Raw genomic sequence first — 21,605 nt, 5'->3', positions numbered from 1 at the left:
GAACACCCTCGTTTTTTACTATGTAAGCCCCTCCTCTCTAGTGCTTTCTACTCCTGCAATAGTCGCTGTTCCAAAAAGCTTAAAACTCATATTGCAGACATAAAAAAACACCAGCCGAAGCTGGTGTTTAAAACTTTCAAAAGAAAGAATTCGTCTTGGTACTGAAATTACTCAGCTGCAACGATAGCGATTTTCGCAGTAGCAAAAACTTCAGAGTGAAGTTGGATGCTTACTTCGAATTCGCCGATGTTACGTAGAGCGCCTTCAGGTAGGCGTACTTCGCTCTTAGCTACTGCAACACCTGCCGCTGTAATAGCGTCAGCGATGTCACGAGTACCGATAGAACCGAATAGTTTACCTTCGTCACCAGCTTTAGAAGCGATTGTAACGCCTTCTAGAGTGTTAACGCTCTCAGCGCGAGCTTCTGAAGCAGCTAGTTGCTCAGCAACTTTAGCTTCTAGTTCTGCACGACGAGTTTCGAACATAGCAACGTTGTCTTTAGTTGCCATAACTGCTTTACCCTGTGGGATAAGGAAGTTACGAGCGTAACCAGATTTAACGTTTACTTGGTCGCCAAGGCCACCTAGGTTACCGATCTTATCAAGTAGAATAACTTGCATTATCTTAGTCCTCTTAAACTATTATTAACTATTACCGATTACTGATGCTTGTCAGTGTACGGTAGTAGTGCTAGGTAACGAGAACGCTTGATAGCGCGAGCTAGCTGACGTTGGTATTTAGCACTTGTACCAGTGATACGGCTAGGTACAATTTTACCAGCTTCAGTGATGTAGTTTTTTAGAGTTGCTACGTCTTTGTAGTCAATCTCTTGTACGCCTTCTGCAGTAAAACGGCAGAATTTACGACGACGGAAGAAACGAGCCATGGGCTATCTCCTGATCTAAATTTAATAATGCGGTACTCACACGAACTTATAAATAAGTCTAAGCAAATGCTTAGTGGGAATACCTAAACGAGTTGAATAAAATTTAATGACCTAAAAGGCCAAAAAAGAATTACTCAGCAGCAGCTTCTGGCTTAGCTTCTTCTTCACGACGTGGTGCACGTTCTTCACGGTCATCACGACGAGGAGCACGCTCTGCACGCTCTTCTTTTTGCTTAAGCATGATAGATTGCTCAGTCACAGCGCCTTTAGTGCGCATGATCATGTTACGTAGAACTGCATCGTTAAAACGGAAAGCAGTTTCTAGCTCGTCCATCACTTCTTGGCCAGCTTCAACGTTCATAAGAACGTAGTGAGCTTTGTGAAGTTTGTTGATTGGGTAAGCCATTTGACGGCGGCCCCAGTCTTCTAGACGGTGGATAGTACCACCAGCTTCAGTGATTGAACCAGTGTAACGCTCGATCATGCCAGCAACTTGCTCGCTTTGATCAGGGTGAACCATGAATACGATTTCATAATGACGCATTTGGTTGCTCCTTACGGATTATTAGCTTCCACGAAAGGCTCGGTCGTCCAAGGGAAGCAAGGAACTAAAGAAAAATGACCGAGTTTTAAGGACGGCAAATATTATAGAAAGAACCCGGTATTGGCAAGCGGTATTTGGCTAATAATGAAACAGTTTTTCTTTCGCCATCTAGCCATCTGTGATTCTGTCAATTTGTCACTCTAGGCCCTAAAAAGAAACGCCCACCAGCAAGTGGTGAGCGTTAATAAATTCATAGACTTAAAGTCGCTTTGTCTTTTTACTCAGCTTAACGCTATTGAGCTAAACGCTGACGTACCGCTTCGAACAGACAGATGCCCGATGCTACTGAAACGTTCAGGCTCGACACGCTACCTGCCATTGGGATCTTAATCAGATCATCACAGGTTTCACGCGTTAGACGACGCATACCGTCACCTTCAGCACCCATAACCACAGCAAGAGGGCCTGTTAACTTCGCTTGGTAGATATCATGCGTTGCTTCACCTGCGGTACCCACAAACCATACACCCTGTTCTTGCAGTGCACGCATTGTTCGAGCGAGGTTGGTTACACGTACTAGAGGAACGGTCTCAGCCGCACCACACGCTACCTTGCTTACCGTTGCTGTTAGCGGCGAAGAGCGGTCTTTCGGTACGATAACAGCAGCAACACCCGCGGCATCCGCATTACGCAGACAAGCACCTAGGTTGTGAGGGTCTGTTACGCCGTCTAGAACCAACAGCAGAGGCTGTTCGTGCTGCGCAAGGATATCGTCTAGGTGAGTTTCATTAAGCTGCTTAGCAGGCTTCACCTTAGCAATAAGACCTTGGTGATTTGCACCCTGTGCTTTTTCATCAAGCGGCTTACGGCCCATTTGTTGAATCGACACACCAAATTGCTGCAGTTGATTCAGTAATGGAAGAAGACGATCGTCTTGACGACCTTTAAGCACGTACGCTTCAATAAAGCGCGCTGGATCTTTTTCTAGTACGGCTTTCACCGCGTGAATACCGTAAATAAATTCGTTACTCATTGTCTCTGGTTACTCTTATTGCTCAGAGATGAATGAGACATCAAACCCGATGCACCCACCCCTGTGTTGTTTATTTCGAGAGTATGCGTCTTGCGCCTGATACTCTCGCATTAAAGTCTTTTCGCGTTAAAGCCATGTCACATTAAACTAGCGCTGTGCTAAACCTAATTAGCAAAGCGCCTTATTAAGCTTAAGACTTATTAACCTTAAGACTTATCAGCCTTTGGCTTACGACTTGCGGTACGCTTTTTCTTAGCTCGAGCTTTAGCAGCACCAGTTTTATTCGCTGGCTTTTTCTTCTTAGCTGAACTTTCGCTACTTCCATCAGGTCGCTTAGTTGGTTCAACTAAAGGCGTTGCAGGTACACCCGGCTTATTGCTCTTCACCGCTGAACGCTTCTTGCTTTTCGCCTTTTTCATCGCTTCAGCAGCACGCTTCTTGGCTGTTTTACCTTTACCACGCGGCTGACGATCGGTGTCTTCTAAATCAAAGTCGATTTGACGAGTTTCTAAGTTAACCGCAGAAACCTTCACTTTAACCGAATCACCCAAGCGGTAGATATTACCTGAGCTTTCACCAACCAGACGCTGACCAACAGCATCAAATTGGTAGTAGTCATTCGCTAGCGCAGAAATATGTACCAGACCATCGATGTGCAGTTCCGTTAGACGCACAAAGAAACCGAAGCCAGTCACGTTGGCAATCACGCCATCCATCACTTCGCCAACATGGTCTTGCATGTACTCACACTTCAGCCAGTCGTTCACTTCACGCGTAGCATCATCAGCACGACGCTCAGTCATTGAACACTGTTCGCCGTAGAAGTCCATATCATCGAAAGTGTAGTGGTAACCACCGGTTGGCGTCCAACGCTCGCTGTTACGACCTTCTTCTTTCGCAATAAGGTACTTAATCGCACGGTGCAATAGCAAATCTGGGTAACGACGAATTGGCGAGGTAAAGTGAGCATAGCGTTTAAGAGCTAGACCAAAGTGACCCGCGTTATCCGCGTTGTATACCGCTTGCTTCATTGAGCGCAGCAGCATAGTTTGGATTAATTCACGATCTTCACGTTCGTTAATCTGCTGCATCAGTTGTGCATAATCTACCGGAGAGGGCGACAGGCCACCTTCCAGCGTTAAACCTAGTTCACTTAAGAAACTCTTGAAGCCCATTAAGCGCTCTTCACCCGGAGTATCGTGAACACGGTATAGAGCAGGCTCTTTCGCTTTTTCTACGTAAGATGCCGATGCGATATTCGCAAGAATCATACATTCTTCGATGATCTTGTGTGCATCGTTACGGATTACTGGCTCAATACGGTCAATCTTACGATCCGCATTGAAGATAAACTTAGTTTCTACCGTTTCAAATTCAATCGCACCACGTTCGTCACGCGTTTTCTTAAGCACCTTATACATCTTATGAAGCTCTTCAAGATGTGGTACTTCTGGTTCGTAACGTTCACGTAACTCTTCATTGCCATCTAAGATCGCGCCTACTTTGTTATAAGTAAGACGAGCATGAGAATTCATGACTGCTTCATAGTGCTTGTAGCCTGACAGTTTACCTTTGTCTGAGATAGTCATCTCACACACCATACACAAACGGTCGACTTGAGGGTTCAATGAACACAAACCATTTGAAAGGACTTCTGGCAGCATTGGGACAACTTGTGACGGGAAGTATACCGAGTTACCACGGTTAATTGCTTCTTTGTCTAGCGCTGTCTCTGGGCGAACGTAGTAACTTACGTCAGCAATCGCTACCCATAGGCGCCAGCCGCCGCCTTTCTTCGCTTCACAGTAAACCGCATCATCGAAGTCACGCGCATCTTCACCATCGATAGTCACCAATGGCAATTTGCGTAGATCAACACGTCCTTCTTTTGCTTCTTCAGGAACATGCTCACCGAGGTTTACGATTTGCTTATCTACGGCTTCAGGCCACTCTTGCGGGATCTGATGAGTACGGATCGCGATCTGCGTTTCCATACCCGGAGCCATATTCTCACCAAGAACTTCGGTCACTTTACCCATCATGTTACGAGAACGACCACCACGGTCCGTAATTTCAATCACAACCACATTACCCATTCGAGCACCGCCTTTATGCTCAGTTGGGATCTGGATGTCGTGACTGATACGCGAATCATCAGCAACCACATAAGAATGGCCGTACTCTAGGAAGAAGCGACCAACAAGTGGCGTTTTACGCTCTTCAAGCACACGAACCAAACGGCCTTCACGACGGCCACGTTTACTGTTGTCAGTAGGCTGAACCAATACGTAATCACCGTGCATGATAGTTTTCATCTGATGATGCGGCAGCACGATATCATTGTCTTTACCCACACTGCCGTCTGGGCGTACCCAACCATGACCGTCTTTATGACCAATCACAAAGCCTTTGATCAGTTCCATCTTCTCAGGCAATACGTAACACTGACGACGGGTAAAGATAAGCTGTCCATCACGTTCCATTGCACGTAAACGACGACGCAGCCCTTCATATTGTTCCTCTCCAGCCAAACCCAAAGCTTCGAATAGATCGTTGCGGTTCATAGGAATATTCGCGTCTGTTAGAAACGAAATAATGAACTCACGGCTTGGTACTGGGTTTTCGTAATTTTTCGACTCTCGGTCGGCAAAAGGATCAACAGTGGTTGTCGCTGTCGTGTTTTCTGACATTGGTGTGTTTTTTGACATAGGCGGGCCTGCTTAAGCAAGGAAGGTATATTACCCCTAGTATATCTGATGCTAGAGGTAAGCTACAGATATGCTTTGGAAAAGCCTAAAATAACCTAAGATTGATACATATCTTCACTTTGTGAAACATCACTTCATAGACGCGGGCAATCATCAAAATTTCAAGCAAACGATAAAACAAACGTTTGCGCCATGAATGAAATACACTATTATCCACACACTTTAACAACACCTGTTCTGAGTATTGATATGAAACTAAAACGCACCCTATTGGCTTCAGCGATGGCAAGCCTAGCTCTATTTCCATTTGCGAGTTCAGCAATGGAAAAAGCTGACCTGATGATAACCGATGCCATGGTTCTAACCATGAACCAAGACAAAACGGTTTACGAGAGCGGCACTGTTGTGGTCAAAGACAACAAAATCATTGCGGTTGGCGATGCTTCACTAGAGAAGCAGTACCAAGCTAAACAAGTGCTAGACGTTGATGGCGATATCGTAATGCCAGGTCTCATCAATACTCATACTCACGTATCCATGACGGTTTTCCGTTCGTTGGCCGATGATGTGCCTGATCGCTTGCACCGCTACATCTTCCCACTTGAAGCTAAGTTAGTGTCTCGCGATATGGTTCGTATAGGCGCTAACCTTGGTAACGTTGAAATGGTAAAAGGTGGCGTAACTACTTACGCTGATATGTACTACTTTGAAGACGAAGTCGCTAAAACTGTTGATAAAATTGGTATGCGCGCAGTATTAGGCGAAACAGTAATCAAATTCCCAGTGGCTGATGCAGCAAACGCGGAAGAAGGTATTAAATACGCTTTAAACTTCATTGAAGAATATAAAGATCACCCGCGTATTACGCCTGCCTTTGCTCCTCACGCCCCTTACACAAACACAACCGAAGTCCTTCAAAAAGTAGCAAAGCTTTCTCTAGAACTTGATGTTCCAGTAATGATTCACTTAGCTGAATCTCATCGTGAAGAAGAAAAAATTGCAAAACGAGCTGAAGGTTTATCTCCAGTTCAATACATGGACAGCATTGGTGCACTAAACAAAAACTTAGTTGGCGCACACATGATCCTAGTAGACGATCATGATATCGAGCTAGTGAAAAAATCAGATATGGGCGTGGCTCACAACATGAGTGCCAACATCAAGTCAGCAAAAGGCGTGTCACCTGCGCTTAAGATGTATGACGAAAATGTACGTATCGGTTTAGGTACTGATGGCCCAATGTCTGGTAACACATTGAGCACCATTGATGAGTTCAACCAAGTCGCTAAGGTTCACAAATTGGTGAATAAAGATCGTGCTGCAATGCCGCCGATCAAAGTGATCGACATGGCAACAATGGGCGCAGCAAAAGCACTACACATGGAAGATAAGATCGGCTCTCTTGAAGCAGGCAAGCTAGCCGACATCATAGTGATCGACACCAAGGCTCCAAACATGGTTCCTGTGTACAACCCATACTCTGCATTAGTTTACTCAGCTAACTCGGGTAACGTTCGTCACACCATCGTTGATGGCAAGATCATCATGCAAGATCGCGACATGCTAACGGTCGATGAAGATCAAATTCGCCAAGAAGCTCTCGATTTCACCAAAGTCGTTCGTAAGACGGTAATTGAATCTGGTGAAGTTGTTCAATAACGTCATCGAATGAAATAAACGGCTTTCCGTTCAGATCAAAAAAGGCCTCATAGGTAATTACCTATGAGGCCTTTTTATATCGATATCTTTCTAGTTCAAGACAGATGGTTAACGAGTGCAGTCGTTAATCATCAACCTTAATTAATAATTGTAATTACCAGAACACGTCTCGACGTTTTGCTCGAGCGATAATGTTGTCTGGCATTCTCCGCTCCAAACCGCTTCGAAGCACAGTAATACGCTTATGTTGCCTTTGATCCGCTGTCACCGAGTTGTATAACCAGCGATAAGCATCTTCATAATCTAACGGGCTACCGTAATCACGTAGCAAGAGTTCCGCTAAGTGGATACTTGCACTTAAGTTACCCATAGAGGCGGCTTCACGTAAATACGGGATCGCACGCTCTTTGTCTTGTTGCACCAAGGTGCCAAGAGAATAATAACGTCCTAGCTGCTCTAGTGCCGCTGGTAAACCTTGATGTGCCGCGTTTTCCATATAGTAAAGGCCAAGCTCTACATCTTGCGGAACACACACACCCCAAGCCAACATATCACCGTATAAAAACTCATAAGAAGGCAAGCTAATACGCGTTGCACGAGCAACGATATCTTCAACTAACTGGCACTTATCAGCTTTCACTCGCTCTAGGTGTTGATTATTCTCGATTAAATTAATCAGTTCAGCTTCTGTATATATTGGAACGGGCTCTCCCACATCAGCCAAATCTGCATGACTCAAGGGTGAGCTCAGCGCCACTATCAATGAAGCTGCTACAATTCGTAGCTTCATACCTGCACTCTATTATCTGTCGTTAAAGCTATCTATTGAGGGCAGCAGACGATTTCTGCACGCACCAAAATAGGGTGAACTTCACTTTCCATGATATCTGTATCGGCAATAACCTTGACGGCTTTAGACAAAACTTGCCGCTAATGGGCAATATTTTGCCATATGGCGTTCAAAAGATCATCACGAACGGCTTCGTTTTCAAATTGCAGGTATTAAAAAGCCGACTTAATAAAGTCGGCTTTTAGAAAACTATTTCATTATCAAAGTACTTTAATTACCTCAGTACGGTTCGTGCTGTGGTAATCACTCAGCTGGCATTATGCGCCGTATGGGTGAACCTTGATGATAGTTTCGTTACGATCTGGGCCAGTTGATACGATATCAATTGGAACGCCAGTTAGGTCTTCGATACGCTTGATGTAATCTAGAGCAGCTTGTGGAAGCGCGTCGATAGATTTAGCACCAAATGTGTTTTCAGACCAACCAGGCATTGTTTCGTAGATTGGCGTCGCTTCTTCGAATGACTCAGCAGCCATTGGAGAAACTTCTAGGATAGAACCATCTTTCATCTTGTAACCAGTACAGATTTTTAGTTCTTCTAGGCCATCTAGAACGTCTAGTTTAGTTAGACACATACCAGATAGAGAGTTGATTTGGATTGCACGACGCATAGCAACAGCATCGAACCAACCTGTACGACGTAGACGACCAGTAGTTGCGCCAAACTCGTGACCAACATCGCCTAGGTGCTTACCGACTGGGTCTTGCTTCTCAAGGCCATCGTATAGCTCAGTTGGGAACGGACCTGAACCAACACGAGTACAGTAAGCCTTAGTAATACCAAGGATGTAACCGATGTGACGAGGACCGAAACCAGAACCTGCAGCAACACCACCAGCAGTCGTGTTAGAAGACGTTACGTATGGGTAAGTACCGTGGTCGATATCTAGTAGCGTACCTTGAGCACCTTCAAACATGATCTTGTCGCCGCGCTTACGTGCTGCGTCTAGTTCGTCAGTTACGTCGATAACCATCGCAGTTAACATGTCTGCGTAGCTCATCGCTTGCTCAAGTACTTCTTCGTAGCTTACTGTTTCAGCTTTGTAGAAGTGCTCTAGTTGGAAGTTGTGGAATTCCATAACTTCTTTTAGCTTCTCAGCAAATGCTTCTTTATCGAAAAGGTCGCCAACGCGTAGACCGCGACGAGCAACTTTATCTTCGTAAGCAGGACCGATACCACGACCTGTTGTACCGATAGCTTTCGCGCCACGAGCGATTTCACGCGCGTTGTCGATAGCAATATGGTACGGAAGAATTAGAGGACAAGCTTCAGAGATGAAAAGACGCTCACGCACTGGGATACCGCGATCTTCAAGAGGCTTCATCTCTTTAAGAAGTGCGTCAGGCGATAATACAACACCGTTACCAATAACACATTTAACGTTATTGCGTAGGATGCCTGATGGAATTAAGTGAAGAACGGTTTTTTCACCGTCAATTACAAGTGTGTGACCTGCATTGTGACCGCCTTGGTAGCGAACCACGTATTTTGCATCTTCAGTTAAAAGGTCAACGATTTTACCTTTACCTTCATCACCCCATTGGGTGCCTAGAACGACTACGTTATTTCCCATCTTTCCAATTTCTGTTGCTAATTAAAAATGGATTCTAGCACTGAATCACACTTCTTGCAGTCACTTTTTGTTCATAAACGTTAACGCTGTACAAAAATAAACCAGCGATAACTGAGGGCGAATGTGTAAAGATGCTGATATCATTGCATTTTATAGACAAAAGGCAGAACCATGTCTCAATCAATTTGGCTCGCTATTGGGCTCGTTCTTATCGTTGAAGGGCTCGGCCCCTTGATTGCACCCAATGGCTGGAGAAACATGGTCGCGCAACTGAGCGAGCAACCAGACACCCAACTGCGCCGTATTGGCGGTTGTCTTGTGGTGGCTGGTGCCGTTATCGCTTTCATGACCTACCGTTAGGTTTTCTCAAAGTACGGAGCTGTCACTACGACTTCCCTCGAAGATTCAATGGTCACCTGCAGTCTTCAACGAATAGAAAACAAAAAGGCTCCCATTATGGGAGCCTTTTGATTTTTAGGTACTTCGCTAATTTAATGAATTAACGAATCAGCTTATTTTGCTGGAGCACCGCTTGCTTGATTCATGTATTGGAAGAAGTCAGTCTTCGGATCCAGTACTAGAATGTCGCTCTTATCGCTAAATGATGTCTCATAAGCTTGCAGTGAACGCATGAAGCCATAGAACTCAGGGTCTTTGCTGAACGCATCAGAGTAGATCTTCGCTGCTTCTGCATCAGCATCACCACGAGTCACTCGAGCAGTACGGTCAGCTTCAGCAAGAACAGTCGCGACTTCTAGCTCAGCTTGAGCACGGATAACTTCTGCTTTCTCACGACCTTGTGAACGGTGTCTACGAGCAACCGACTCACGTTCTGCACGCATACGGCGGTAGATAGATTCACTGATTTCGTCAGGAAGGTTAATCTTCTTCATTCGGAAATCAACAACTTCAACACCTAAATCAGCCATCGCACTTTCTGCCGTTCCAGACAAAACGTTTTCCATGATCTTATCGCGTTCGCCATCAACTTCTAGTGCTTCTGCAGCCGCTACCGTTGTGACAACTTCGCTATCAGCAGAGTCTGGCAGGATGTCCTTATTACGAGGGCCTGATACGATCTGCTTAATTTCACGAGAACCAATTTCAGAACGAAGAACATCTGTCACTTTACGCTCAAGAAGTGCTTCTGCCGTCATGATATTGCCGCCACCGGTACTCAGATAAAAACGTCCAAAATCAGCAATACGCCATTTTGCGTAGGTATCAATTAGAACGTCTTTTTTCTCTGATGTTACGAAACGGTCAGAACGACCATCCATCGTTTGAATACGAGCATCAAGTACTTTTACGCGATCAAACATCGGCAGTTTAAAGTGCAAGCCTGGTTCATAGATTCGTGAGACGCCGTTGTCATCGAGAACTCGGCCAAAACGAATTACCATGCCACGTTCGCCTTCTTGAATCACAAATAGTGACATCAATAGAAGGGCTATCGTCACAACTAGTACAGGGATCATTAATTTACGCATTATTAGTATCTCCCTTGACGTGAACTGTCTGAACGAGTTTGAGTGCTAGACTTTGGATCGGCTTGAGTTTCTAACTCAATTTGATCGTAAGTTGATGATGTTTTTGCAGGGCGAGTGCCCGACTGAGAACCACCTTGTGCGCCTAGCTTATCAATTGGTAGGTATAGCAAGTTACCGCTTGATTCAGAATCAATCAGGACTTTCGATGTGCTTGAGTACACTTTTTCCATTGTATCAAGGTACATACGGTTACGTGTTACTTCAGGAGCTGCTTGGTATTCAGGTAGCAGTTTCTCGAACTGAGCGACCTGACCTAGAGCACCATTAACTGTACGCTCTGAGTAACCCACCGCTTCTTTCTTCAAACGCTCAGCACGACCTGTTGCTTTTGGAAGAATGTCATTTCGGTAAGCTTCAGCTTCACGCTCGAAACGCTCTTCATCCTCACGAGCCGCGATAGCATCATCAAATGCATCTTTCACTTGCTCAGGTGGACGTGCTGACTGGAAGTTCACGTCAACAATAAGAATACCCATATCGTAGCTATCAATAATACGGTTCAGCGTTTCTTGAGTGCTTTGACGAATCTGCTGACGACCACTTGTTAGGATACTATCCATTAGTGAGTCACCAATTACCGCACGAAGCGCAGAATCGGTTGCTTGGCGTAAACTGTCGTCTGCATTCGTTACACGATACAAGTACTTGTATGGGTCAGAAACACGATATTGAACACCCATTTCAACGGTCACAACGTTTTCATCTTTCGTTAGCATGGTGCCAGCAGCACGTAGAGAACGAATCGCTTGAACGTTTACTAGTTGCTCATCTTTGATTTCATCGATGAAGCGTGGGTGCCAGTTAAGACCAGGCTCTTCGATACGGTCGAACTGACCCAATCGAAGTACTACTGCTCTTTCTGCTTCGCCAACGGTGTAGAAACCAGCGAAGAACCAGATAGCAATCGCAATGACAGCAATGACACCAAAGCCAATCGCACCGCCACCACCGATAGATGGCCCGTTACCGTTGCCACCTTTTTTACCAAACTTGCCACCTAACTTTTGACTTAGTTTACTAAACACTTCGTCTAAGTCTGGCGGTCCTTGATCTCGGCCGCCGCGATTATTGTTCTTACCCCAAGGGTCATTATCGCGGCCGTTATTATCGCCGTTGTTGTTATTTCCAGGCTCATTCCACGCCATTAGAAAGCTCCATCATTTGATATGACGTTATACTGTAGCAGTCTCTTTGGTAACGATAAAGTCACCTAAGAGCGCCCCTTCTCTTTTTTCAAGTTTAGACCAATCTATTTGTTGCATTCGGATATCTATCAACAAGTTACCATTTTCATCATACTCTTCCTGTTGAATACATTTCATCTCAAAGAATAAGCTACGAATACGGCCCTGATGTTGATGTGGAATACACAATCGGAATTGAACCATTTGACTTGCTAAACGCTCAGTTAAAGCTTCAAACAGCAGTTCAATGCCTTCTCCTTCCATTGCAGAAACCCAAACAGCGCGAGGTGCGCCCTCTTCGTCTCTTTCAATTCGAGGTTTTTGGTCTTCCATGCAGTCAATTTTGTTCATGACTACAAGGGTTGGCACTTCATGAGCATCGATTTCTTCTAATACTTCATGAACAGCCTGAATGTTCTCACGAAAGCGGTCATCACTGGCATCAACAACATGTAACAAAATGTCAGCTTCCTGCGTCTCTTGTAACGTAGCCTTGAACGCAGCGACCAAGTCGTGTGGTAGATGACGGATAAAACCTACGGTATCTGCGAGAATTGCAGGCCCGACATCTGCCAATTCAATCTTACGTAGTGTTGGGTCTAGAGTTGCAAACAGTTGGTCTGCCGCATAAACACCAGCACTTGTGATGCGATTGAAAAGTGTTGATTTCCCCGCGTTGGTATAACCAACCAAAGAAATTGTTGGGATTTCAGCTCGATTACGAGCACGTCGTCCTTGTTCACGCTGCTTAGCGACTTTCGCTAAACGACGTAATATTGCCTTTATACGGTCACGCAACAAACGTCGATCGGTTTCCAGTTGAGTTTCACCTGGACCACGAAGACCAATACCACCTTTCTGCCTTTCAAGGTGAGTCCAACCACGAATCAATCGAGTAGAGATATGACGAAGCTGAGCGAGCTCAACTTGTAGCTTACCTTCATGAGTTCGCGCACGTTGTGCAAAGATATCTAAGATCAAACCCGTGCGATCAATCACACGACATTTACACAATTGCTCGAGGTTTCGCTCTTGGGCAGGAGAGAGGGAGTGGTTAAAAATCACAATTTCAGCACCGGTTAGCTGAACAGCTTGTGCGATTTCTAGGGCTTTACCTTCTCCAACGTAGTATTTAGGGAGTGGGGATTGTCGGCTACCAGTAATCACTTGTAACGTTTCTACCCCCGCTGAGGAGACCAGCATTTCACACTCGCTTAGGTCTTCCCATTCTCCCTCTTGCGTGAAGTTGATATGAACAAGTACGGCTCGCTCGCCGGATTCATAACGGTCAAACAAGCAACCAACTCCTTATTACAGCGCAAGCTGTATTATTTGAACGATTAATCTTCAGTCTTCTCTGGACGATCAGATGGCGCACGTTGCTCGCCGCTGTGGTGACTAACTGCACGAGCAGGAACCACAGTAGAAATCGCATGCTTGTAAACCATTTGGTTTACTGTGTTCTTCAATAAGATCACGAATTGATCGAAAGACTCGATCTGACCTTGCAGCTTAATGCCGTTAACAAGATAGATAGAGACTGGAATGCGCTCACGACGGAGTGCATTTAGGAATGGGTCTTGTAGCGATTGCCCCTTAGCCATTTTATTTTCCTTATTTATATTTTGTTGTAATTATTTAGCTAGTGGTGCACAAAAAGGTGCGGCCTTTGCATCTGAGCTAAACGAATAAAAAAACTCCGTTGTTATTGAAAGGCTGTGATTTTTAAAAGCCTCAACAACTGATCCTTTCCAGAGTATATTCACGCAAAAGCGATCACATTATACACAGCAATACTAATCAGATGCTATTGCATCTGAAAGAGTTTCTAACGCCTGTTCAATGTTTTCGCTATCCAACCAAGTTAAATCATCCCAACTGCGTAACCAGGTGATTTGTCGCTTGGCCAATTGACGAGTTGCGCAGACACCACGGAAAACCGCTTCGTCTAAATCGCAATTCCCATCTAAATAATCCCACATCTGCCTATAACCAACGCATCGGATCGATGGCAGTTCAGGGTGAAGATCTTCTCTGGCGTACAACGCTTTCATTTCATCTTCAAATCCCGCTTCTATCATCTTCTCGAAACGCAGCTCAATGCGGCGATGGAGTTCTTTCCTTTCCTTGGGAGCTATTGCAAATTGTTTTACACGAAATGGCAGGCTATCGCCTTTCGTTTGAGTTAGCTCTGTTAATGTTTTACCCGAAATTCGATAAACTTCCAATGCCCTTGAAAGCCTTTGTGGATCATTTGGGTGTATTCTTTCAGCGGATACGGGATCTATCTCTCTTAATTGATCGTGCAATGCCTGCCAACCCTGCTCAATAGACTCCGCTTCAATCTGCTTACGAATCTCTTGATCCGCAGCGGGTAGTGGCGATAAACCTTCCAACAATGCCTTGTAGTAAAGCATTGTGCCACCAACAAGTAGCGGGATTTTACCTTCCGCTACAATCTTATTCATTTCACTGATCGCATCACGACGAAAGTCAGCCGCAGAATACGCTTCGCTTGGGTCGAGAATATCAATCAAGCGATGAGGCGCGAGCGCGAGCTCTCCTGCATCCGGCTTAGCAGTACCAATATCCATGTCTTTGTAGATTAGCGCCGAATCGACACTGATGATCTCTACCGGGTATTTCTGACGTAAGCGGATAGCTAAATCTGTTTTTCCTGATGCCGTGGGGCCCATTAAAAACAACGCTAAAGGTAATTTTTCAGTCATGATATTTTGTATTTATTTCTCTGTTAGAGCACTTAATTAAAAGGCTTCATGTCGCGATACACTTGTCTACTAAGAAAAGCCTCATCGCAACAGTTAAATCGTAAACAGCCGAAGCCGTAAATAAGCTTAATTTATCTAAAACTCAGCTGTGAAAATTCACCTACAAACTAAGCCATAAAAGCAGCGATGGTTGCAGAAAAGTCGATAGGATTAACAAATTCGGGATCATCTAATGGAAGTAGACCATGCCAAAGTTGCTCAAGTTCCCCAACTAGTTGAACCGCTTCAGATAAAGTGTAGTCGTTTTTTACTTGTGCCGTCTGAATCCCGATCCAGTTAACCAGTAATGGTAACGTATCGCTAGAAAAGCTATGACCTTGAGTTTCCGAGGCCTGAGCGTTTATTGAAGCCGCGTACGATAACAGATCTGGGATCAAAATTTGTAAGTTTTGCTGCCTCAAAGGAGAAGGCACTCCCATCACCATTATCGCTTCGTTATTCCTAGCTTTAAGCTCGATACCAAGCACAGACAGCATTGGACTTAGCGCCTTAGCGACACCGACTAAATCAGCGCCTAATTTGATGGATAAAGGCACTAATAATGGTTGGCTCTTTAACGCGCCATCACGCGTATCAAGCTGACCAACAACACGCAATAACTCAGCCTTAGCCAAAGAAACCAACACACTGCCGTTCTTGTTTCCCATTACCAAATATTGGCATTCCACTACCGAGACTGCTTTGCCTAAGTCCGTCACAGGTGCTCTTGGCTTTAAATGAACAGGGTTCTGTTGAGCAGGCTTAGCTTCTTTATTTTCTATGCTGTCTATATTTTCTATGCTGTCTATATTTTCTATGCTGTCTATATTTTCTAAGTTGTCTCTGGTTTCTACGGGTGCCACATGCTCGTGAGGTGAGTATGGTTCTACAACTTGGTCATCAAAACTTGGCGTTTTCAGAAGCTCTTTATAGGCCTTCACTTCTCGCTTAGATGGAGCAGGCTCACCATGATGTTGGTGCGGCTCTTTTTCTTTTTTAGGTTCAGGTCGAGACTCTATCCACTCTTGGCGAGGCGAGCCTGTAAAACTGGTTTCGCGATCCGACGAGCCTCTGCTAGACGATGAACCTCGGTTAGCTGGTGAGCTATAACGCTGCCCACCATCATTAACGCTGTGCTGAGGGTTATCATAAACCTGTTCAGATTCGGCTTTTCTTGGGTAGGCTGGCGTTTGCTCAATAGCATATCTTTCACTATCAAATACTTGAGGTTGTTCTGAACTGCTCGGCATTATGCTTTCAGGCTCTGAGAAACTGGCAATCTCTCCGATACCCGGATTCGAGCTACCTTGCTGATGATGCATCACTTCTGACTGATGAAACGCAGACTGCTTGATCGGTGCTGCATCAATTTGTTTGCTTTGGGCTAAGCCATCACTCAAGGCTTGGTAGATAAAGTCGTGTACAAGGCGGGCTTGATGAAAACGCACTTCATGTTTTGCAGGATGAACATTCACGTCCACCTGATGTGGGTCTAGCTCGATGAACAACACATACGTCGCGAATTGGTCGGGGCGCAAGCTAGTTTCGTAGCTTTGACGAATCGCATGGTTGATGAGCTTGTCACGCATCATACGACCATTCACATAACAGTATTGCAGATCGCTTTGTTGTCTTGCTCCTTCAGGCGTGGTGATCCAGCCATGAAGTTTTAAGCCTTGATGCTCAAGTTCGATCTTAAGCATATGGCGAACAAAAGGATTGCCACATACAGCTGCGATGCGCTTTTCGGCTTGAACTTGTGTTTTTGCAGCGCGGTACTGACGAATCATTTTACCGTTATGACGAAGGTTAATCGTCACATCAAAACGGCTCAATGCAATGCGTTTAAGCAGCTCATCGATATGCGTGAATTCAGTTTTCTCGGTGCGTAAGAATTTACGTCGTGCCGGAGTATTGAAGAACAGATCCAATACCTCAACCGAGGTGCCGATGGGATGCGCTGCTGGCTGCAGTTTCACCTGCATATCACGACCTTCACTATGTGCAGCCCAAGCTTGATCCTGAGTCGTAGGGCGTGAAGTCATAGTTAGACGCGCAACAGAGCTAATACTCGCCAGTGCTTCACCTCGGAAACCTAGGCTGACGATCGCTTCAAGGTCATCAAGAGTATGAATTTTAGAGGTAGCATGACGGCTTAATGCCAAGGCAAGCTCATCTTTAACAATGCCCTTGCCGTTGTCACGAACGCGGATCATCTTAGCGCCACCTTTCTCGATATCGATATCGATACGTGTCGCACCAGAATCCAAACTGTTCTCAACCAACTCTTTCACAACAGAAGCAGGTCTTTCTACCACTTCACCCGCTGCGATTTGGTTAGCTAGCCGAGCTGGCAGTATTTTGATCGTCATATGTATAGCTACCTTACTGCCATTTATAGAAGCACTTCTCGCGTTTGAGATTGCTTCTATGTTCTAAACATTACTTCAACATTAGCCAACTATTTGTGCGGAATAATCAGCACTTGGCCAATGGCCAACTCATCGGAACGTAGTTTGTTTGCTTGACGGATACTGTTGACACTCACGCCATATTTCGAAGCAATCTTGCCAAGATAATCGCCTCTTGCGACTTTATGTTTACGTAGAGGCATATCTTTTACTTCAACCGTAATACGTAATTTTTGGCCTACTCTCACGGTTTCTGATTTCAAGCGGTTCTCACGTTTAATGCTTGCTACCGATACTTTGTAACGGCTAGCTATCTTGCCTAAGTACTCTCCAGACTTAACCGTGTGTGTCACCGTTTTACGGCTTGTTGTGGTAGCCGCTTGTGAACCCGAGCTTGGAATTTTTAGAATTTGCCCTACCGCTAAGCTCGTCGACTTCAAACCATTCAACTTCACTAATGCTTGTGTAGACGTGCCGTACCTCTTCGCAATCACAGACAATGATTCACCACGCTGTACTTTGTGCTGACTGGTAGAGTTAGAAGATGCCGCCGCGTTAGAAATAACAATCCCTTCTGGTGGATTCGCTTTCAAATATTTAACGACCGCTTTGGTCACAGCTCGCGCAAGTTTGTCTTGATGCGAACGTTGGAAAAGAAGCTTCTCTTCGGTCGGATTCGAAATAAAGCCCGTTTCTACAAGTACCGATGGAATTTGTGGTGAACGTAACACTGCCAAGCTGGTGTTAATCGGCTTACTGTTATGCAGTTTTGCGACCTTACCCATTTCAGAGAGAATAGTCGTTGCCAGTTTATAGCCCTCTTTTTGAGAGTGGCTAAACTGCAAATCAAGCAAGGTTTGGTTGACGTTTTTATCTGCAATATTGCCAGTAAACGCAGCACCGCTGCCGCCCAGCAACTCTGACTGTTTCTCTTTGTTCTCAATCCAACGGGAAATCTCAGTATTTGCCCGTCGAGTATTCAACACGAACACCGAACCACCTCTTGGTTGAGGCGTCGTAAAGGCATCGGCGTGAATAGAGATCAAGAGGTGCGCTTCGTTCTCACGAGCAATTGCAACACGTCTGTTCAGGTTTACAAAGTAATCAGCATTACGTGTTAAACGCGTTTTGATTCCTGGAACTGCATTTAACTGCGCAGCGATCTTTTTCGAAATACTAAGAGTCGCATTCTTCTCATATTTACGAGATGGGCCAATGGAACCAGGATCTTCACCACCGTGGCCTGGGTCAATCACAATCAGAACATCACGCTGACGCTTAACTTGATTGAGGTTCTTACTCACTGTTGGCTTACTCGGCGTTGATGTTGCTTTGCCTTTACTTGCCGCACCATGAGGCAAGTCGATCACCAAGCGATGTCCGTACTGACCACCAGGAGTCGGACTGAGTTTAAACAACTCTGCTTTAGACGACTTCTTTAACTCAAAAACCAAGCGATACGTGTTTTTGTCTGGCGGTGAGCTTTTACGAATCTTAGATAGAACGGGGCTGTCTTTCACCACGACCGGTAACTTAGTTGCAAGGTTGGTCTTTTTTAAATCAACAACCAAGCGACTCGGGCTACTCAGGGTGAAATAGCTGAAATCCGCTTCTGATTTTAAATCGATAACCACACGAGTTTCTTCTGGAGAAGGCCAAACCCTTAAACTCTTTAGTGAGTTTGCAGAAACAAGTGAAGAAAACAATATAGAAAAAACAGCAGCCAACATAGCTACTGCTGAAATAAGGCGTCTAGAAATCAACATAACTCCAACTGACTAAGTAAGCGCTGTCCGTATTCACTGTTAGCGGTTAAAGAAACAATGCGGTGATCGTCTTGGTAACGAATATCAATATCCAAATCAGCTTCTGGTAGCATTCCATAACCTTTCTCTGGCCATTCAACCAAACAGATAGCATCTGGCGTGAAGTAGTCACGAATCCCCATAAACTCTAATTCTTCAGGATCGGCTAGGCGATAAAGATCAAAATGGTACACCTGCCAATCGGCAAGTTGATAAGGTTCAACTAGAGTATACGTTGGGCTCTTTACATTTCCTTGATGGCCAAGTGCTTTTACAAAACCACGACTGAAGGTCGTTTTACCTGCGCCAAGATCACCATGCAGATAAATAGTTGTCTGCTGTGAGCAAAGATTAGAAAGCTCCGTTCCTAATTGAATCGTTGCTTGTTCATCTTTCAAAGTAAATTGTTTCGTGCTCATGAATACGTTCTCTAAAAATCGATCGTTGACTATATAAAAATCAAAAGAACAAGAATAGTAAACCGTGATGCTTTTGGGAGACAAGCACTCAAGTGTAAGTTCTATGAAAAATACTGATCAAAACACGTCTGTTCTGGTCAATACCACTAAGATCCGTTAAGATCCGCCCCCATTTTTGCCGAACCTAATTTTAATTAGCCTTATCTCTAATTGTAAAACAGAGAAAATAAGAATTAAGAATTAAGCCATGAATCTAGACCATCTTGCTGAAAAAATTAAAATCTGGGGAAAAGAACTAGGCTTTCAAAAAGTTGGCATCTGCGATGTTGATTTAAGTGAACATGAAGCCCCTCTTCAAGCATGGCTAGATGCTGGCAACCACGGCGAAATGGATTGGATGGCTCGACATGGGATGATGCGTGCTCGTCCCAATGAACTTCACCCAGGCACCATTCGAGTGATCAGCGCCCGAATGAACTATCTACCACCAGAAGCTCAGTTTGCCTCTAACCTAAGCGATACCACTCAAGGTTATATCAGCCGTTATTCTTTAGGCCGCGATTATCACAAATTGTTCCGCAACCAGTTGAAAAAGCTGGGACAAAGAATCGAGAAGGAAGTCGAAGGTTTAGACTCACGTCCTTTCGTGGATTCAGCGCCCATCTTGGAACGACCGCTCGCTCAAAAAGCAGGGTTGGGCTGGACAGGTAAACACTCATTAATTCTTGATAAAGACGCTGGCTCTTGGTTCTTCCTAGGAGAATTGTTAGTTAACATACCTCTTCCAACAGATGAACCCAGTGTCGATGAGTGCGGCAAATGCACCGCATGTATCACCTCTTGTCCAACTGGCGCCATTATTGCTGATGGCGTAGTGGATGCTCGAAAATGTATCTCGTACTTAACCATTGAATATGATGGTGTGATCCCGGAAGAGTATAGAGACGCAATTGGTAATCGTATTTACGGTTGCGATGACTGTCAGTTAGTTTGCCCGTGGAACCGCCATGCCGAACTCACTGAGCAAACAGACTTCCACCGCAGAGAAGACTTCCGAGAGGCAGACCTTGTTTCACTTTCAAGTTGGGATGAAGCGACCTTCCTAAAGAAGATGGAAGGCTCAGCGATAAGACGTATTGGACACACCCAATGGTTACGCAATATTTTTGTTGCTATGGGCAATGCGCCATTTCAACAACGCATTGTTGAAACACTGGAATCTCATCGAGGCAACAACGAAATGCTGGATGTGCATATTGAGTGGGCTTTAAATAAACAACTACAACAGTTACCCAATGCTAGCAGCATGCAAGAAGATAGCTCTACGCAGAAAAATAGCTGTGTGCAAAAAAATAGCAGCAAAATCCTCACCAAAAAGCACAGGCTAATACGCATCGTTGAGAAAGGGCTACCAAGAGACGCCTAGCCCCTTAGCCATCAACGATTGGCAGGTCAACCCACCATACAACACAACTCGTTGCACATAATTTTCGAACAATGTTTGACCTTGTTCTCAATTCTAACAATGTGGAAAAAATTCAGAACTCTCGTAAACTTCCGACACCCACGTAAAGTTAAACACAGTACCGATAAATGATTAAGATCAAAAAACAACAAGTTAACGATCTTTTATCAAATTCAAGGTAAGCATTCAACCTGATAAAAAACAATGAGTTACGATCGGCACAATTCAGCTAATATACTGAAAACAAGAAAGATCTTTTAGAGAAATGTAAAGAATTAGGTCTGAAATAACTTTATCAACCAAGTTATCCACACTTGATACTTTGTGGATAAGTCTGTTTATAGATATGAAAAACCTCAAGTATCTGCTTCAGAGACCTGATGTTTACTAGCATTCTTGTTGCTAACAAAAATTTAAGACAAAAAAATATCCACCATAATGGAGGATTATTTGCTTTTTGGGGGGATTATGCTTCGCAGCATTAAAGAAAGAGCGTGACCGGTAAGGTCGTCTTTAAACACTGTGGCTTAAAGAGTTTTGTTTACCATGAAAAGTAAACTGGAGCGATACATCGGGTTCGAACCGATGACCTCAACCTTGGCAAGGTTGCGCTCTACCAACTGAGCTAGTATCGCATAAGCTAACCGTTCGTCTTTTCTGCTACAAAGCATCAAATCAACGTTCAACTGTAATGTGGTTGCGGGAGCCGGATTTGAACCGACGACCTTCGGGTTATGAGCCCGACGAGC

The 21,605-nt window shown here is 44.7% G+C and carries 18 protein-coding genes and 1 tRNA gene; 3 read left to right on the top strand and 16 right to left on the bottom strand.

Going from position 1 to position 21,605, the window contains the following annotated elements; translation table 11 throughout:
• Positions 1–167: 167 nt before the first annotated feature.
• The 5 genes from rplI to rnr form a co-directional block, all read right to left on the bottom strand.
• Entirely contained in the window at positions 168–620 is a 453-nt protein-coding gene (rplI, locus tag ACED28_RS19305) for a 50S ribosomal protein L9 (RefSeq protein WP_009847890.1), read from the bottom strand.
• A gap of 38 nt (positions 621–658) precedes the next feature.
• The gene (gene rpsR, locus ACED28_RS19300) at positions 659–886 is read right to left on the bottom strand and encodes a 30S ribosomal protein S18 (RefSeq protein ID WP_000090472.1); all 228 of its coding nucleotides are present in this window, start codon (positions 884–886) and stop codon (positions 659–661) included.
• 130 nt (positions 887–1,016) lie between these two features.
• A complete protein-coding gene (rpsF, locus tag ACED28_RS19295; protein WP_004735855.1) occupies positions 1,017–1,430 on the bottom strand; it encodes a 30S ribosomal protein S6 in 414 nt (137 codons plus the stop codon).
• A gap of 292 nt (positions 1,431–1,722) precedes the next feature.
• Positions 1,723–2,463, bottom strand: coding sequence for a 23S rRNA (guanosine(2251)-2'-O)-methyltransferase RlmB (gene rlmB / locus ACED28_RS19290; protein WP_009847889.1), 741 nt, complete (start codon positions 2,461–2,463; stop codon positions 1,723–1,725).
• A 206-nt stretch (positions 2,464–2,669) separates the two neighbouring features.
• Positions 2,670–5,171: a ribonuclease R gene (rnr, locus tag ACED28_RS19285; RefSeq protein ID WP_371710502.1), complete on the bottom strand. Its 2,502-nt coding sequence runs from the start codon at positions 5,169–5,171 to the stop codon at positions 2,670–2,672.
• A 249-nt stretch (positions 5,172–5,420) separates the two neighbouring features.
• Between rnr and ACED28_RS19280 the strand changes: the two genes are divergently transcribed.
• Positions 5,421–6,830: an amidohydrolase gene (locus ACED28_RS19280; RefSeq protein WP_371710501.1), complete on the top strand. Its 1,410-nt coding sequence runs from the start codon at positions 5,421–5,423 to the stop codon at positions 6,828–6,830.
• Positions 6,831–6,984: 154 nt separating this feature from the next.
• Here ACED28_RS19280 and ACED28_RS19275 read toward each other — a convergent pair whose 3' ends face one another.
• The gene (locus ACED28_RS19275) at positions 6,985–7,620 is read right to left on the bottom strand and encodes a tetratricopeptide repeat protein (protein WP_009847886.1); all 636 of its coding nucleotides are present in this window, start codon (positions 7,618–7,620) and stop codon (positions 6,985–6,987) included.
• 317 nt (positions 7,621–7,937) lie between these two features.
• Entirely contained in the window at positions 7,938–9,254 is a 1,317-nt protein-coding gene (locus tag ACED28_RS19270) for an adenylosuccinate synthase (RefSeq protein WP_010434108.1), read from the bottom strand.
• A gap of 171 nt (positions 9,255–9,425) precedes the next feature.
• Here ACED28_RS19270 and ACED28_RS19265 point away from each other — a divergent pair, with 171 nt between their 5' ends.
• On the top strand, positions 9,426–9,614 hold the full coding sequence (locus ACED28_RS19265; RefSeq protein ID WP_010434105.1) for a DUF2065 domain-containing protein: 189 nt from the start codon (positions 9,426–9,428) through the stop codon (positions 9,612–9,614).
• A 152-nt stretch (positions 9,615–9,766) separates the two neighbouring features.
• Here the strand turns inward: ACED28_RS19265 and hflC are convergent, their stop codons facing one another.
• The 8 genes from hflC to tsaE all read right to left on the bottom strand — a co-directional run bounded on the left by hflC (position 9,767) and on the right by tsaE (position 19,391).
• Complete coding sequence (hflC, locus tag ACED28_RS19260) at positions 9,767–10,744, bottom strand: protease modulator HflC (RefSeq protein ID WP_009847883.1); 978 nt, start codon at positions 10,742–10,744, stop codon at positions 9,767–9,769.
• 2 nt (positions 10,745–10,746) lie between these two features.
• Complete coding sequence (gene hflK / locus ACED28_RS19255) at positions 10,747–11,949, bottom strand: FtsH protease activity modulator HflK (RefSeq protein WP_009847882.1); 1,203 nt, start codon at positions 11,947–11,949, stop codon at positions 10,747–10,749.
• Between the two features lie 27 nt (positions 11,950–11,976).
• Positions 11,977–13,284, bottom strand: coding sequence for a ribosome rescue GTPase HflX (hflX, locus tag ACED28_RS19250; protein WP_017107433.1), 1,308 nt, complete (start codon positions 13,282–13,284; stop codon positions 11,977–11,979).
• Positions 13,285–13,328: 44 nt separating this feature from the next.
• Entirely contained in the window at positions 13,329–13,592 is a 264-nt protein-coding gene (gene hfq, locus ACED28_RS19245; RefSeq protein WP_010434097.1) for an RNA chaperone Hfq, read from the bottom strand.
• Between the two features lie 192 nt (positions 13,593–13,784).
• Positions 13,785–14,717, bottom strand: a complete 933-nt coding sequence (miaA, locus tag ACED28_RS19240; RefSeq protein WP_009847880.1) for a tRNA (adenosine(37)-N6)-dimethylallyltransferase MiaA — start codon at positions 14,715–14,717, stop codon at positions 13,785–13,787.
• 167 nt (positions 14,718–14,884) lie between these two features.
• Positions 14,885–17,128, bottom strand: a complete 2,244-nt coding sequence (gene mutL / locus ACED28_RS19235; RefSeq protein WP_371710500.1) for a DNA mismatch repair endonuclease MutL — start codon at positions 17,126–17,128, stop codon at positions 14,885–14,887.
• Positions 17,129–17,217: 89 nt separating this feature from the next.
• Positions 17,218–18,933, bottom strand: a complete 1,716-nt coding sequence (locus tag ACED28_RS19230; RefSeq protein ID WP_371710499.1) for an N-acetylmuramoyl-L-alanine amidase — start codon at positions 18,931–18,933, stop codon at positions 17,218–17,220.
• On the bottom strand, positions 18,927–19,391 hold the full coding sequence (gene tsaE, locus ACED28_RS19225) for a tRNA (adenosine(37)-N6)-threonylcarbamoyltransferase complex ATPase subunit type 1 TsaE (protein ID WP_004735870.1): 465 nt from the start codon (positions 19,389–19,391) through the stop codon (positions 18,927–18,929). Before tsaE ends, ACED28_RS19230 begins: the two co-directional genes overlap by 7 nt.
• A 247-nt stretch (positions 19,392–19,638) precedes the next feature.
• On the opposite strand from tsaE, the gene queG reads away from it, so the two are divergent.
• The gene (queG, locus tag ACED28_RS19220; RefSeq protein WP_029222983.1) at positions 19,639–20,817 is read left to right on the top strand and encodes a tRNA epoxyqueuosine(34) reductase QueG; all 1,179 of its coding nucleotides are present in this window, start codon (positions 19,639–19,641) and stop codon (positions 20,815–20,817) included.
• A gap of 598 nt (positions 20,818–21,415) precedes the next feature.
• On the opposite strand, the gene ACED28_RS19215 is transcribed toward queG, so the two are convergent.
• Positions 21,416–21,491, bottom strand: a tRNA-Gly gene (locus ACED28_RS19215).
• Positions 21,492–21,605 lie beyond the last annotated feature (114 nt).

This window comes from Vibrio sp. 1F253 (assembly GCF_041439295.1).
In the GTDB taxonomy this organism is placed as follows: Bacteria; Pseudomonadota; Gammaproteobacteria; order Enterobacterales; family Vibrionaceae; genus Vibrio; species Vibrio tasmaniensis_A.
Note: the sequence above shows the minus strand (reverse complement) of the source record. Positions and strands in the feature narration are given on the sequence as shown.